The organism is Halobacterium litoreum (assembly GCF_021233415.1).
Taxonomy (GTDB): Archaea; Halobacteriota; Halobacteria; order Halobacteriales; family Halobacteriaceae; genus Halobacterium; species Halobacterium litoreum.
Window position 1 is genome coordinate 2,111,680 of record NZ_CP089466.1, and the last position, 14,112, is coordinate 2,125,791.

The following is a 14,112-nucleotide window of genomic DNA, read 5'->3' on the forward strand; positions in this document are numbered from 1 at the left end:
GCCGACCCCACAGCAGCGCCGAGCCGGAGCGTGAGATGATGGGCACCGACCTCGCCTCGATGCGCGAGCGACTCGAGGAGTTGGCGACCGACGACGGCGCGTTCGTCGTCGCCTGCTGTCGCACCGGCGAACGCCCGTTCCCCGTCGCCGGCCTGCGCTTCGCCGACCGCGAGAACGCCGTCCGGGCCGCCGACCTCGCCCGGAACTACCGGAGCACGCTCGCCCAGTACGACCCCCGGACGCCGCGCTACGACCTCGTCGTCCACGAGACCGCAGACGGCCTCCCCGCGGCCGACGCGCCGAGTCGCGCCGACGCCTGCCACGACGTCGTCGGCGCCGTCTTCGAGGCGCTCAGCGCCGCCGGCCACCGCGACGCCGAACGCGCCGTCCTCGACGGCTACTTCGCTGCCGCCGAAGCGACCACCGACGTCGACGACCTCTCGGTCGTCCTGCTGCGGTGTGCGGCGACCGCACTCGAGGACCACCTCGACGACGCCGACCTCGCAGCCGTCCTGCGAGACGCCGCCGCGCGGTCGGACGTCACACCGGCCGACGCGACGCCGAGACAGGCACTCGCCGCCGTCGCGGGCGCCGGTCTCGCGACCGGTGTCTCGGCCACCACGGACGGCTGGGCGTTCGAACCCGCCGTCCGCGCCGACGGCGCCGCCGTCACGCTCCCGGTCGCAGTCGCAGTGCTCTCGGTGCGCCCGGACGCTGACGTCGCGTTCGGCGCGAGCGAGGAGCGCGTCGAACTCCGCCTCACCGGCGGCCCGCGCGGCCTCGCGACCGCCCCGCTACAGTAGTTCTCGCGCCATCTCCGCGGCCTCGGGCGCGCTGTCCGCGAGCAAGTAGACGATGGGTTCGACGCCGAAACCGCCGGTCTGATAGAGCACGTCGGCGTCGGGCGCCCCCGAAACCGCCTCTCGAATCGCGCCCTCGGACGGCTCGCCCTCCGGGTCGAACTCCGCGACCTCGTAGCCGGCGTCCACGAGCGCGTCCACGACCGCCTCGTCGTACCGGACGTTCAGGCACGCCTTCGCGTCGCTGCCCGCCTCGCGGGCGGCGAGCAACACCGTGGCGACGTGGACGCTCACGCCGAACTCGGGGTCGGCGGGAATCTCCGTGCGCCCCATCACGTCCAGAATCCGGCCGGGGACGCCCGCCACGTCCTCCACGCCGTCGGCGTCGGGCGTACACTCCACGAGATTCGACCCGACCGCGGGAATCAGCGTCGCGAACCCGCTGGCGTGTTCGAGCGTGCGGACGCCCCGCCGGACCGAGGACAGCACGCGCTCCCGGACTCTGACCTCGCTGTCCGGGTCGTGGACGCGGAAGTCGCCGTCGTACTCCGAGAGCGCCGGCATCGCGTCCTCGTGGAGCGCCGCGACGACGTCCCCGCGGGCGGAGAGCCGACGCACCAGCACCTCGGCCTCCACGAGCGCCTGCACCTGGGACACGTCGCCGCTCGCGAGCCCCTCACCGATTCGCTCGACCGTCTCCCGGACGCGCTCGTCCTCGGCGACGACGTCGTTCACCGTCACGTCGCCGTGGGCGTACTTCGACACCGCGGACTGGCTGACGCCCAGCAGTTCGGCGACCTCGTGTTGGGTCAGCCCGCGCTCACGCAGGTCGGCCGCCAGCAGCGACCGGAACGTCGGGAGGAACTCGTCGACGACGACCTCCTCGATGAATCTCATTGCTCGCCCCCGAACTCCCGGTCCCCCCGGATGCGTGAGGCCTGTGGGCCGTCCTGGTCCTGGTACTTCGACCCGCGCTCGGCGCCGTACGGGCGCTCCGAGCGCGACGTGAGTTCCGTGAACACGAGTTGGCTGATGCGCATCCCCGGCGTCAGCGCGACCGGCGCGGTCCCGAGATTCGACAGTTCGAGTGTGACCTGCCCGCGGTAGCCGGGGTCGATGAACCCCGCAGTGTTCGACAGGAAGATGCCACCGAATCCGCCGAGGAAGTTCTCGATTTTTCGACCGCGAGGCTGTACTTCGAGGTCGTACGTCGTTTCCACGCGGCCCGTGTCTTCGACCGACTCGACACGGTCGAACCGAACGTTCGCGTCGAGAATCTGGTCGAGCCGAGCAGTATCCACACCGTTGGCCGCGTAGCAATCGCGAAGACGACGGAGCGAATCCCGTTTCACCGTGTCGTACTCCCGGTTCTCGATGTTCGAGACACTCGACTTCGAGGAGAACCCGACTTCGTCTGCCACGTCAGCCATCGTCAATCCGGCGTCGTTCCGCAGGTCGCGGAGGAGCGCAGACGGATTGGGGACGTACTGCCCACGCTTGTGAGCGCCGTCGTAGAAGTCGACGGCCCACTCCTCGCCGGTGAGGTGGGTGTCAGTCGACTCGACGTACTGGTCGCGCGTCCGGTGGTACGTCGAGGTCTGGTACCCGAGTCGGGAGCCGAGGTACGTCGCGCGGTCGGCGAGCGCTTCGTTCGCGGTGTACAGCGTGTCCCGTTCCTCACGACGATGCCCGTCACCGTCGAGCAGTCCGTCGAGGAACGCTTCGAGTACGTCGGTCGACCAATTCCACGCGCGCTCGGGGACGTTTTTCTCGCTACCACTGCCGGCGAGCGTTCGGAAGACCTTCGACCAGAGCGCGGAACACACCGTGAGTTGGTGTGCGCCCTCCTCCAGTTCGTTCCACGAGAGCGACGTGTCGTACTGCTCGAACCAGTCCGCGACGCGTTCGAGTCGACCGCGGTCGTTCTGCGTGAAGACGACCTGCTTGCGGCGAGCGTACCCCTCCGCGACGTAGAACCCCAGAATCCAGCCCAGTTCGGGTGAAACCGGGATTCGACGCGGGAGGCGCGCGTCGCTCTGTTTGAACGCGACGCGCGTATCGCCCGGGAGCGTCGCGGACCCGAGCGCGTTCATCGGTGCGCTGTTCCGCGACTCGTAGTGTGAGCGCGACCCCGACGGAACGTCACTCCAGTTCGCGGACCCGATTCCGTCCGATGCATACGCGACGACGTCCTCGTCGCCGCGGAACAACTCCACGAGGTCGAGCGTCGATTCGGTAGCCTGTGCCTCGGGGAGCGTTCCCGGAACCATGACGTGTTCACCCTCGGCGTCCTCGCTGGCGAGCCTGGTGACGCCGCCGTGTTCGTCGAGCGTGAACACGTTGTGGTCTTTCGTGACGAGAACGCTCCGGCCGGAGTCGAGCGTGACGCGGAAGATGCGTTTCGTCGGATTGGTGATGAAGTCGGTCACCGGGAACGTGCGGACGCGGAGCGTCTCGGGGTCAAACGAGACCGCGTGCGCCGAACGCTCGTTCTCGACGATGTCGCCCATTTCGTGGAACCCGAATCCGTCTTCGGGCGTCCACAGGAACAACTGTTCGTCCGCCGGTAACGAGGCATGCACTACCACGGCAAGCCTCCCCAAAGACGACCGGCCCTCGACTTGTGCGACCAAGTCCGGCGGCACCTCCACGCGCTCCTTGGTGGTGCCGAGCACGAAATCACCGGGATGGAGGACGAACTCCTCGTCGTCGTCCACGACGGTCTCCGTGACGTAGTCCTCGACCTCCTCCTCGCGATTCGGGTGGATGCAGGGGATGTTCGCGCGCTCGAACTCGAGGAAGCGCCGCCCGAGACGCACGTCCACGCTCGCGGGCTGGACTTGCAGGTCGACGTCGTCGAGCGGTTCGACGACGAGCGACCCGTCCTCCAGTCGCGCGAGGATGTCGCGGTCCGAGAGTATCATATCGGCTTCTCGCGCCCCGGCCGCCTAAAGGTTTCAGAAGGACGCCCGAGTCAGAGCAGGCTCAACAGCCAGCCGCCGTACGCGACGAGTGCGGCGGGGAGGAGCGCGGAGTCGGTGTCGAACGCGACGGCGAGGCCGGCGTCGTAGACGTACAGTTGCCACGTCGCGACGAGGAAGGAGACGACGGCGCGCACGACGCCGGTCGACGCGACGGTAGACCGGAACTGTTCGGCGAACGCTTCCGGGGAGGTAAGCGACGCGCCGTCGAGCGCGACGGCGAGCACGACGAACGCGAACAGCGTACTGAGGACCGACGGCGCGGTGCCCCAGCCGGTGACAGCCACCGTCTCGCCGAAGGAGCCGTCGTGGCTGAGTGTCGCGAGCGCAATCAGGTGGAGGACGCCCGCGAGCAGCAGCCAGCCGACGAACAGCGCCAGGACGGCGCCGAACAACTCGGACCAGACGAGGCTCCAGACGGCGTCCGCGGCGTCGCCGTGGCCGGCGCTCGCGAGGCGGCGGCTGAACAGCGCGGCGAACCCGAGGAGAGTGCCGGCGAGCGCGACGACGGCCGCGCCGACGGCGGCGAGCGCGGGACCGAAGCGGAAGCCGTGTGCCTCGAAGTACTGTCGCGGGTTGCGGAGGGGCGTGCGGGGAGCCATATTCGGAACTGTCTCGGCTCCGTCATGTGTCTGGTGGTGAGTAGCCAACGCTTTGGCCGGGGCGCCCCCACGTCGAGACATGAAACAGGTCATCGCGGCGCGGACGGACATCGGGATGGGACAGGGGAAACTCGCGGCGCAGGTCGCCCACGCCTCCCTGAAGGCCTACGAGTACGCCGACGAGGACGTGAAACGCCGGTGGAAGGCGGAGGGGCAACAGAAGGTCGTCGTGAAGGCCAGCGGGGAGCGCGAACTGTACGCCATCGCGGAGGAGGCCAAACAGCGCGGCCTGCCGTCGGCGGTCATCGAGGACGCGGGCCGCACCCAACTCGAACCGGGGACGCCGACAGCCGTCGCCGTCGGTCCGGCGCCGGACGCCGACGTGGACCAAGTGACCGGCGACCTCTCGCTGTTCTGAGTCGGGCGGCGCTGGCCGCGGCCCGCGCGAACCGTCCGCGTTAAGCCGCCGGGCGACCGACGTGGAGTGAATGCGCGAGGCACACGAACTGGAGCGCGCCGTCGGGATGGAGTACTACGCGAGCGACGCCGACGGCACCGGCGGCCGCCTCCGGGACTCGCCCGAGGACTTCCGCGTCACCGAAATCGAGGACTTCGACACCCAGCCCGTGGACGCGGACGCCGGCGACTACCCGTGGCTCGTCGTGCGCGCGACGCTCCTCCGGTGGGACACCAACGACTTCGCCCGGGCGTTCGCGAACGCCGTCGGGATGAGCCGCGAGCGCGTGACGTGGGCGGGGACGAAAGACCGCCACGCCGTCACCACCCAGTTGTTCGCGGTGCGCGACCTCGACCCCGAGCAGGTGCCCGAGATTGCCGACGCCGACGTCGAGGTCGTGGGTCGGGCGGGCCGCGGCCTCCAGTTCGGCGACCTCGCGGGCAACGAGTTCCGCATCGTCGTGCGCGACCCCGAGCGCCCCGAGCAGGTGGACGAAATTTCGGCGGAGCTCGCGGAGTTCGCGGGCGGCGACCCAGCCGTACCCAATTTCTTCGGCCAGCAGCGCTTCGGGAGCAAGCGCCCCATCACCCACGAGGTAGGGCTCGCGATTCTGCGCGACGACTGGGAGGGCGCGGCGATGGCGTACCTCGGGCGGCCGACCGAACACGAGCCCGAGGACTCCCAGCGAGCGCGAGAGTACGTCGAAGAGACGCGGGACTGGACGGGCGCGCTGGAGGAGTTCCCGCAGCGACTGCGCTACGAGCGCACGATGCTCCACGAACTCGCGGACGGCGGGAGCTTCCGGGACGCCGTCGAGACGTTCCCGTCGAACCTCCAGCGGCTGTTCGTGAACGCCGCGCAGTCCTACGCGTTCAATCTGATGCTCTCCGAGCGCCTCGAACGCGGCCTGCCGTTCCACGAACCCGTCGCGGGCGACGTGGTGTGGTTCGCGGAAGCCGACGCGCCAGAGGGCGTCGCGCGCCCCGACCCGAGTCGGGAACAGCGCGTCACCGAGTCGCGGGTGGACGTGATGGCGCGGCACTGCGAGCGCGGCCGGGCGTTCGTCACCGCGCCGCTCGTCGGGACGGAGACGGAGTTCGCGGACGGCGAGCCAGGCGACATCGAGCGTTCCGTCCTCTCGGACCTCGACCTCGCGCCCGGAGATTTCGACCTGCCCGGCGACTTCGACTCGCAGGGCACGCGCCGGGCCGTCCTGCTCCGCCCCGACCTCGCCGTGGAGCGCGACCCCCTGACCTTCGAGTTCGCGCTCCCCTCGGGGAGTTACGCGACAGTCGTCCTCCGAGAGTACCTGAAGCCGAGTCCGCTCGAACTCTGAAACACGGGGCTTTTGCGCGCGCGCCGCCTCGGTGCGAGACATGGAGTGTCGGCGGTGTGGAACCCCACTCAGGAAGCCGGGCGACTACTGCCTGACCTGTGACACCGCCAACTGCGACGCCGTCGTCGCGGCCTGCGACCGCGACCACGCGACGCTGACGTTTCTGGACGACGAGGACACCGTCGGCCGCACCGACATCGCCACCGTCCCCGAGGAGGGCGGCGAGGCGGGCGTGGTGGAACTCCGGAACTTCGCGGGCCGCATCGCGGACGAGATTCGCCGCAAGCGCCCCGAGGACGTGTTCGTCGCGGGCGACCACGACGTGATTCGCGCGGTGCGCGCGGACCTCCACTACGAGGTGTACCGCGTCCCCAGCGAGAACCCCGTCGAGAGCGTGCTGGAGCGCCGCGGCGACCGGTCGCTGGAGGTCGTGGAGAAGCCCGCCACCGAGAAGATCGGCGGGCGTCACTCGACGGTCATCGGGAACCGGGACGGCCAGCAGGCGATTCGCACGGTCGCCGGCCACCCGAACGTGAAGAAGGTGATTCCCGGCCCTATCGACGCCGGCGGCTCCGGATCCCGAACCGGCGTCCGCGCGAAGGTGACGCGGGCCGACGACAACGGGAATTTGCGCCTGCTCGTGCGGGACGGCTCCAGCGTACAGGAGAACCGCGTCGTCACGACGGCGATGGACCGGGACACCGGCGAGCGCGTGCGCGAGGACCTCAACGGCGCGCTCGCCGACGCCGACCTGCGGGACTGACTCGTAGCGTTTATGTGCGCGCCGACGGTAGGAGCGTCCACTATGGCTAATCAGGGCTCCGCGGGTCGGTTCGGCGCGCGCTACGGCCGCGTCTCCCGCCGACGCGTCTCCGAGATCGAGGACGACATGCACGACGACCACGCCTGTCCCGACTGCGGTGCGGACGCCGTCTCCCGGAAGGGCACCGGCATCTGGCAGTGTGGCAAGTGCGACTACAAGTACGCCGGCGGCGCATACCGCCCGCAGACGCCGGGTGGCAAGTCCGTCACGCGCTCGATTCGCACCGCGCTCGGCGAGTCCGAGGACGCGGAAGCCGTCGAGGAGTAACGAATGTCGTACAAGTGCTCCCGCTGTAAGCGAGACGTCGAACTCGACGAGTACGGCGGCGTGCGCTGTCCCTACTGCGGTCACCGCGTGCTCCTGAAGGAGCGCAGTCGCGACGTGAAGGAAGTCGGCGTCCGGTAGGCGTGCATTCGACGGAACTGGTTTTCGCGTACGGTTCGACCGCGACTGCTCGCGTCGTGGAGCGCAGCGTCGCGGTCGAAGCCGGCGACATCGAGGGCGACCGGAGCGAAGCCGCCGTCTCCCGGACCGGCGACACCGTCACGGTCACCGTCGAGGCGCAGGATTTGACGGCGCTGCGCGCCGGCCAGAACACGTGGTTGACGTTAGTCGAGGTAGCGGAGCGAGTTGCCGAACGGAGTGAGGCAACTCACTGAGCGAGCGGGGACTATTGGAGCCGCGAGCCGAGTGGCGAGCGAAGCGAGCCACTGACTGAGAGCAGTCCGGAAACAAAACGGCGTTTCGCTGCCTCTATGCCGCGAATGCGCCGCGAGCGCCGTCGAGGCGTAAAGCGGGGGTTTTTCTGTCGGGCGCGCGTCGCTGGACGTATGCAGGGCAATCTGCCGCCGGAAGCACAGGAGAAACTCGAGCAGCTACAGGACCTCCAGGAGAAGGCCCAGACCGTCGCCGCGCAGAAGCAGCAGGCCGAGAGCCAGCTCTCCGAGGCCGAGACCGCACTCGACGCGCTGGACGACATCGAGTCCGGCACGACGATGTACCGCGAGGTCGGCGAACTCCTCGTGGAGACGGAGTACGACGACGCCCAGGACGACCTCGAGGAGAAGGTCGACGACCTCGAAATCCGCGTCGAGACCCTCACGAAGCAGGAGGAGCGCGTGCAGGACCAGTTCGACAGCCTGCAGGAGGAACTCCAGAACATGCTCGGCGGCGCCGGCGGTGCGATGGGCGGCCCGAGCGCGTAACGGATGCCGTCAGACGAAGCGGTCGTAGAGACGGCGTCCGAGGCCGCCGAAGGCCTCGTGTTCGACCGTCTGCGGAACAGCGACGTGGAGGACCTCGACATCACGGTGACGTTCGAGGACGGCGTCCTCGACGTGGACGTGTACGTCCACGCGCCCGAGGCTGACGCCGACGTGGAGCAGGTCGCCGAGGACGCGGCGCTCGCGGCGCGCGCCGCCGTCGACGACCTGTTCGCTGACGAGGAGTAGTTCCTCTGCGTTCTCAGTTCGCTACGCCCTACAGCGGCGCGTCCGTCGAACGTACGACGGCGAGGGTTACGTCAGGAAGAAGATGAGGACGCTGATGGTCACCGTCGCGAGGACGGCGAGACCGGCGACGGCGCCGCCCATCGCGATGACGGCGTTGGCGTGGCTGGCGAGCGTCTCGGTGCGGTCGTTCCCGAAAACGGTGACTTCCGCGCGCTCGCTCGCCATGCCGGCTTCCACCGGTTCGAGGTCGTCGACGGCGTCCGCGGTGAGGTCGGCGACGAGACCGGTGAGTTCCGCCCAGTCGATGGCGGCGCCGACCTGGTTCGAGGACTCGACGGTGTTCACGATGTGGGTGTCCGTCGTCATCACTTCGGCGTGGTCGACGCCGTCGAGGGCGTCGAGAATCTCCTCGCGGAGCCCGGGTTCCATGTTGTTGCCGTCCACGAGCACGTAGGCCGTGCGCTCGTCGCCCGCTTCGAGGACGGCGACGCGCACGCCGAGCGGGCCGATGCCGTCGGCCGGCCGCCACGTCGTGCGGTCCCACGCGGTGCCGAGTCGGAGGTCGTGTTCGTCGGCGTCGCGGAGGTCGCGGGCCGCGGCGCCGGCGGCCTGAATCATCTGGAAGGAGCGCTCGCTCCCCGGGTAGACGTGCCCGAGGTCGTCGCCGTCGAGGCCGTTGTTGCAGTTGTGGGCGTCGGCGAGCAACACGTCGTCCATCCCCTCGACGCGCGCCTCGGCGGCGGCCGACAGGCCGACCGCGTACTCGACGTCGTCGGCGAACTCGGGCGCGTACGTGGAGACGAGGAAGGCGTCGTCGCCGAAGGACTGCCCGAGCAGTTTCGCTTCGCCCTCCTGGACGCGGACACTGGCGGTCGCGCGGTCGCTGTACTCGATGTTCTCGTACGCGCGCTCGGCGGCCTCGATGAGAGTGTCGACCTCGCGCTCGGTGACGAGGTTGAAGTCGTGGCCGGCGGTGGCGTGGGGCGGGAACGCCAGCCCCGAGGACGTCTCGGCGATTCGCTGCGGGAGGTTCCCGCCGCCGATTTCGCCCATGGGCCCGGGGTGAATCATCGGCAGGACGACCCGGGCTTTCTCCGTCTCGTCGCCGGTGCGCCGGAACGACAGCACGGTGACGGGGACGACGGCTTCCTCCCCGATTTGCTCGAAGAAGTCCTCGAGTTCGCGGGTGCCTTCGGCGATGTGGCCGATGAACCCGCGAATGAAATCGAGGACGCTCACGCCGAGGCTGCGCTTCCACGGGCGGTCGACGATGGCGACGAAGCCGTACGCGACGGCGCCGTACAGCGCCGTCATGAACGCCAGGAGCGCGAAGTCCTCGGGCGTGAACGCGTACTGAATCTCGGGCGGCGCGCGCGAAGGACGGGAGAGGTACGCGCTGACGATGGGGCCGCCCTCGGTGAGGAAATTCATCGTGCCGCTGTAGACGAACAACAGAATGCCACCGGTCGCGGTCTGGATGCCCGCCGGGACCGCCGCGACGAGCAGGGAGTTCCGGGAGACGGCGAGCACGACGAGGAAGCGAATGGCGAACACGAGCGCGAGCGCGGCGATGAGCGCGTCGAAGACGAAGTTCTGGCCGAGCGTCTCCGACAGCGTCGCGATGACGCCCGCGAGCACGAGGACGACCACCACGACGACCTCGCAGGCGGTGGCGAGCAGCGACGACCGGTTGTAGGAGAGTTGGCCGCCGAAGAAGCGGTCGACGGGCGTGGTCGCGAGGCTGGCGACGACCGTCGGGATGCCGATGAAGAAGACGCCCTGCCAGGCGTCTTCGAGGACGTAGAGGCTGTCGAAGGCCGCGATGCCGGCGAGCGCGGCGACGACGAGCGAGAGCGCGACGCTCGTGTACCACCGGGGGGCGCGGAAGATGTACTTCGAGAGGCTGGCCAGTTCGCCCTGCGTCTCCGTCATGCCCTACTCGCAGATGCGTCGGAAGTTCTCGAACACCGCTTGACCCTCTTCGGTGTGCGCGACTTCGGGGTGCCACTGGACGCCGTAGAGGTCGCGGTCGGTGTCGGCCATCGCTTCGACGGCGCAGATGTCGGATTCGGCGGTGCGCGTGAAGCCGTCCGGGACTTCGACGACCTCGTCTGCGTGGCTCGCCCAGACGCGGGTCTCGGGCGCGAGCGACCCGACGAGCGGGTCGTCTTCGTCGAGGATGCGGACGTCAACGTCGGCGTAGCCGCCGTAGTCGCCGGATTCGACCGAGCCGCCGAGTTCGGTGGCGATGAGTTGGTGGCCGAGACAGACGCCGAGCACCGGCACGTCGAGGTCGAGGTAGTCGGCGCAGTGGCCGGTGTCGTCCATGTCGGGGCCGCCGGAGAGCACGAGGCCGTCAGCCTCGATGTCCTCGGGGGCCGTCGTGTTGTCCACGAGTTCCGTCTCCACCCCGTCCATGTCCCGGAGCATTCGGTGCTCCAGGTGGGTGAACTGCCCGTGGTTGTCGACGACGAGGATGCGAGTCATTACACCGAGGTAGACGGTTGGTGCCTAAAAACCCAGCCGTTCCGTCGCAGTTCCGGCGAGAACTGCCGGCCCGGAGTCGGGGACGCCGGCGCCGTCATCGCTCGGTCGGGTCGAAGCGCCGGTTCTCGCCGCTCCACTCCTCAGTGTCGTCGTCGCGAGTGTCGACGTACAGTTCGAGGCCGTTGCCGTCCGGGTCCGAGAAGTAAAGCGCCTCGCTGATGCCGTGGTCGACGGGCGTCACGCGCACGCCGCGCTCGCGGAGGCGCTCGTACACCTCGCGGAGCCGCGTCGGCGAGTCGGCTTCGACGGCGGCGTGATAGAGGCCGACCCCCGGTCCCGGTTCCGGGGCGTCCGCGCCGACGGCCTGCAGCGCCACGTCGTGGTGGTGGTCCCCCCACGAGAGGAACGCGTACCGGTCGTACCGCTCGGTCACGTCGAGTTCGAACACGTCCCGGTAGAACGCCAGCGCTCTGTCGAGGTCGCGCACTTTCAGGTGGACGTGTCCGAGGTGGAAGCCCTCGCTCATACCCGGAGAGACGCGCGCCGCCGCGATAGTGACGAGGGTCGCGGCTCAATCCTCCGGGTCGTAGCGCTCGGCGGCGGTGTCGAAGCCGAGTTCGGCCTGCTCGTCGCTCCGGCGGCCCTCGGCGGCCGCGATTGCTTCGGGGTCGGGGCTGGCGTCGTCGTCGATGCGCGCCCACGAGCCGTGAACTTTCGCGTGACACCACCGGCAGAGGAACACCGTAATCTCGTGGCCGACGTCCTCGGCGTCGTCGTACGCGAGGTGGTGTTCTTCGAGGAGCGGACGCTCGTCGTCGTGGGCCTGTCGGCGCTCTTCGAGGCCACAGCGCACGCACTCGCGGGCCTGCTGGCGACACCGGTAATGCGGGCAGTCCGCCCACTCCCAGTCGCCGTCCGCGACCGGGCACGCGAAGTCGTCGGCGCGACGCTCGGCCGCGAATTCGGGGTCGTGCCGGGCGTGGTCGTGGGCGTACCGGCACTTCCCGTCGCTCGTGGCGTGGTCGCAGACGCCCGCGTGCTCGTAGGGGTCCTCGACCCCGACGGCGGTCCCGGTCGGCGTCTTCTTCACGGCGACGGGTAGCGGGCGCGCGGAGTAACGCTTTTCGCCGTGCCCGTGTGACTCCGACCGTGAACGTCCGCCACGAACGCGACGGCGACGCGCGCACGCTCGCCGCCACCGTCGACACCGCCGACTCGTTTCTCTCGCAGGCCCGCGGGCTGATGTTCCGGCGGTCGATTCCCGACGACTACGCGCTCGTGTTCCCGTTCGGCAGCGTCGAGACGCGGGACGCCCACATGGTGTTCGTGCCCTTCGACATCGACGCGCTCTGGATGGAAGACGAGGAAGTCCAGCAGGTCGCGACGCTGTCGGCGTGGACCGGGATGGGCGAAGCGCGCTGTGACACGCTCGTCGAGTTGCCGGCGGGCGCCGCGAGCGACGTGCGCGTCGGCGACCGCGTCTGGGTCGAGTAGGCCGGCAACACCTGTCACACCCCACACCTTCAAGCGCGTGGAGCGCGCCGGAGAAAGTATGTCGGAACACACCGACGCCGAGGATAGAGGAAGTCGCCTCACGGCGGCTGGCCGGGAAATTCGCCGGCAGTACTGATTACTTCGTCACGGAAGACGACGCGGGAGACGTTGCACTTCTCGACACCACGCTCAGGGACGGCGAGCAAGCGCCGGGCGTGTCGCTCTCAGCCGACCAGAAAGCGACGGTAGCCCGCGGCCTCGACGCCGCGGGCGTCGACGTCGTGGAGGCCGGGAGCGCGTGTACGAGCGCGAGCGAACGTGAGACAATTCGGCGCGTCGCGGGGCTCGACCTCGACGCCACCGTCACGAGTTTCTGCCGGGGCGTCCGACGGGATGTGGACCTCGCGCTGGACTGCGGCGTAGACGGCGTGAACCTCGTCGTGCCCGCGAGCGACCGGCACGTCGAAGGGAAAGTCGGCACCACCCGCGAGGGCGTCCTCGACACCACCCGCGACCTCGTCGAGTACGCGACCGACCACGGCCTCTGGGTGGAGGTCATCGGCGAGGACGGGTCGCGGGCCGACCCCGCGTTCCTCGAATCGCTCGCCGAGACCGCCAGCGACGCCGGCGCTGACCGCTTCTGTCTCGCGGACACCGTCGGACACGCCAGCCCCGAGGAGGTCTACGCGCGCGTGTCGGCGCTCGCCGAGTACGGTCCCGTGAGCGTCCACACCCACGACGACCTCGGGCTCGCCGTCGCGAACGCGCTCGCGGGTGTCGCCGCCGGCGCCGACCTCGTCCACGGCACCGTCAACGGCGTCGGCGAGCGCGCCGGCAACGTCGCGCTCGAAGAGGTCGCGGTCGCGCTCTGGCACTGCTACGACGCCGAGCCGGTGGCGACAGAGCGCCTCTACGACCTCGCCACCACGGTCGCCGACGCGACCGGCGTCCCGCTCCCGCCGAACAAGGCCGTCTCCGGCGAGAACGCGTTCGCCCACGAGTCCGGCATCCACACCGACGGCACGCTCAAGGACGACCGCATGTACGAACCCTACCCCCCGGAGGCGGTCGGACGCGAACGCCGCCTCGTCCTCGGGAAGCACGCGGGACGCGCGGGCGTCGAGGCCGCCCTCGCCGAACACGGCGTCAGCGTCACCGACGACGAACTCGCGGCCGTGGTCGCGCGCGTGAAGGAACTCGGCGAGCGCGGGAAACGCGTCACCGACGCCGACCTGCTCGCCGTCGCCGACGACGTGCGCGGGAGCGACCGCGACCGCCGCGTCGAACTCCGGGAGTTCACGGCCGCCAGCGGCGGCACCCCGTCCGCCTCGGTGCGCCTCGAAGTCGACGGCGAGGAGCGCACCGCCGCCGGCACCGGGAGCGGCCCCGTCGACGCCGCCGTCGCCGCCGTCCGCGACGCCCTCGGCGACGTGACCTTCCACCTCGACTCCTACCACGTGGACGCCATCACCGGCGGCACCGACGCCGTCGTCACCGTCGAAGTCGTCGTCACGCGCGGCGACCGCCGCGTCTCCGTCGAATCCAGCGACGCGGACATCACGTCCGCCAGCGTCACCGCCGTCGTCGACGCCCTCGACCGCCTCCTCCCCGAGAAACAGGCGTCTGCCGCCGACTGAGTGAATCAGCGACTACACAGCCGGTAGCCGGGTGGACTGAAAGG

18 protein-coding genes and 1 pseudogene are annotated in these 14,112 nt (G+C 69.7%); 11 read left to right on the forward strand and 8 right to left on the reverse strand.

Annotated elements, in window-relative coordinates:
- Positions 1-35 precede the first annotated feature (35 nt).
- Positions 36-803, forward strand: coding sequence for a DUF7551 domain-containing protein (locus LT972_RS11575; protein ID WP_232570541.1), 768 nt, complete (start codon positions 36-38; stop codon positions 801-803).
- Here LT972_RS11575 and LT972_RS11580 read toward each other — a convergent pair.
- The 4 genes and pseudogenes from LT972_RS11580 to LT972_RS11600 all read right to left on the reverse strand — a co-directional run bounded on the left by LT972_RS11580 (position 795) and on the right by LT972_RS11600 (position 4,383).
- On the reverse strand, positions 795-1,697 hold the full coding sequence (locus LT972_RS11580) for a thiamine-phosphate synthase family protein (RefSeq protein WP_232570542.1): 903 nt from the start codon (positions 1,695-1,697) through the stop codon (positions 795-797). The two genes, LT972_RS11575 and LT972_RS11580, sit on opposite strands and share 9 nt — an antisense overlap.
- On the reverse strand, positions 1,694-3,388 hold the full coding sequence (locus LT972_RS11590) for a dCTP deaminase domain-containing protein (RefSeq protein WP_408610821.1): 1,695 nt from the start codon (positions 3,386-3,388) through the stop codon (positions 1,694-1,696). Before LT972_RS11590 ends, LT972_RS11580 begins: the two co-directional genes overlap by 4 nt.
- Positions 3,371-3,724 (reverse strand): annotated as a pseudogene (gene dcd / locus LT972_RS11595) (dCTP deaminase); the annotation flags it as partial. The gene LT972_RS11590 and the pseudogene dcd, both read right to left, overlap by 18 nt.
- Positions 3,725-3,774: 50 nt before the next feature.
- Complete coding sequence (locus LT972_RS11600; RefSeq protein ID WP_232570543.1) at positions 3,775-4,383, reverse strand: YIP1 family protein; 609 nt, start codon at positions 4,381-4,383, stop codon at positions 3,775-3,777.
- Between the two features lie 79 nt (positions 4,384-4,462).
- Here LT972_RS11600 and pth2 point away from each other — a divergent pair, with 79 nt between their 5' ends.
- The 8 genes from pth2 to LT972_RS11640 all read left to right on the forward strand — a co-directional run bounded on the left by pth2 (position 4,463) and on the right by LT972_RS11640 (position 8,450).
- The gene (pth2, locus tag LT972_RS11605) at positions 4,463-4,801 is read left to right on the forward strand and encodes a peptidyl-tRNA hydrolase Pth2 (RefSeq protein WP_232570544.1); all 339 of its coding nucleotides are present in this window, start codon (positions 4,463-4,465) and stop codon (positions 4,799-4,801) included.
- 70 nt (positions 4,802-4,871) lie between these two features.
- Positions 4,872-6,176 carry a tRNA pseudouridine(13) synthase TruD gene (gene truD / locus LT972_RS11610; RefSeq protein ID WP_232570545.1) on the forward strand — a complete coding sequence of 435 codons (1,305 nt, stop codon included), beginning with the start codon at positions 4,872-4,874 and terminating at the stop codon, positions 6,174-6,176.
- Positions 6,177-6,216: 40 nt separating this feature from the next.
- Positions 6,217-6,939, forward strand: a complete 723-nt coding sequence (locus LT972_RS11615) for a DUF2103 domain-containing protein (protein ID WP_232570546.1) — start codon at positions 6,217-6,219, stop codon at positions 6,937-6,939.
- A gap of 42 nt (positions 6,940-6,981) precedes the next feature.
- Positions 6,982-7,266 (forward strand): 50S ribosomal protein L37ae, encoded by a 285-nt coding sequence (locus tag LT972_RS11620; protein ID WP_232570547.1) that lies wholly within the window; start codon positions 6,982-6,984, stop codon positions 7,264-7,266.
- A gap of 3 nt (positions 7,267-7,269) precedes the next feature.
- Positions 7,270-7,404: a DNA-directed RNA polymerase subunit P gene (locus LT972_RS11625; protein ID WP_135827932.1), complete on the forward strand. Its 135-nt coding sequence runs from the start codon at positions 7,270-7,272 to the stop codon at positions 7,402-7,404.
- Positions 7,405-7,406: 2 nt separating this feature from the next.
- Positions 7,407-7,658 carry a KEOPS complex subunit Pcc1 gene (locus LT972_RS11630; protein WP_232570548.1) on the forward strand — a complete coding sequence of 84 codons (252 nt, stop codon included), beginning with the start codon at positions 7,407-7,409 and terminating at the stop codon, positions 7,656-7,658.
- Positions 7,659-7,829: 171 nt separating this feature from the next.
- Positions 7,830-8,204, forward strand: coding sequence for a prefoldin subunit beta (locus LT972_RS11635; protein WP_232570549.1), 375 nt, complete (start codon positions 7,830-7,832; stop codon positions 8,202-8,204).
- A 3-nt stretch (positions 8,205-8,207) separates the two neighbouring features.
- Positions 8,208-8,450, forward strand: coding sequence for a DUF3194 domain-containing protein (locus tag LT972_RS11640; protein WP_232570550.1), 243 nt, complete (start codon positions 8,208-8,210; stop codon positions 8,448-8,450).
- A gap of 66 nt (positions 8,451-8,516) precedes the next feature.
- Here LT972_RS11640 and LT972_RS11645 read toward each other — a convergent pair whose 3' ends face one another.
- The 4 genes from LT972_RS11645 to LT972_RS11660 form a co-directional block, all read right to left on the reverse strand.
- On the reverse strand, positions 8,517-10,382 hold the full coding sequence (locus LT972_RS11645; protein ID WP_232570551.1) for a DUF2070 family protein: 1,866 nt from the start codon (positions 10,380-10,382) through the stop codon (positions 8,517-8,519).
- A gap of 3 nt (positions 10,383-10,385) precedes the next feature.
- Complete coding sequence (locus LT972_RS11650; protein ID WP_232570552.1) at positions 10,386-10,937, reverse strand: GMP synthase subunit A; 552 nt, start codon at positions 10,935-10,937, stop codon at positions 10,386-10,388.
- 94 nt (positions 10,938-11,031) lie between these two features.
- Entirely contained in the window at positions 11,032-11,463 is a 432-nt protein-coding gene (locus tag LT972_RS11655) for a VOC family protein (RefSeq protein ID WP_232570553.1), read from the reverse strand.
- Between the two features lie 45 nt (positions 11,464-11,508).
- Positions 11,509-12,027 carry a DUF7097 family protein gene (locus tag LT972_RS11660; RefSeq protein ID WP_232570554.1) on the reverse strand — a complete coding sequence of 173 codons (519 nt, stop codon included), beginning with the start codon at positions 12,025-12,027 and terminating at the stop codon, positions 11,509-11,511.
- 59 nt (positions 12,028-12,086) lie between these two features.
- Between LT972_RS11660 and LT972_RS11665 the strand changes: the two genes are divergently transcribed.
- Both LT972_RS11665 and LT972_RS11670 read left to right on the forward strand, forming a co-directional pair.
- Positions 12,087-12,431, forward strand: a complete 345-nt coding sequence (locus tag LT972_RS11665) for a DUF192 domain-containing protein (protein WP_232570555.1) — start codon at positions 12,087-12,089, stop codon at positions 12,429-12,431.
- A 107-nt stretch (positions 12,432-12,538) separates the two neighbouring features.
- The gene (locus tag LT972_RS11670) at positions 12,539-14,068 is read left to right on the forward strand and encodes a 2-isopropylmalate synthase (protein WP_269780552.1); all 1,530 of its coding nucleotides are present in this window, start codon (positions 12,539-12,541) and stop codon (positions 14,066-14,068) included.
- Positions 14,069-14,112: the final 44 nt, after the last annotated feature.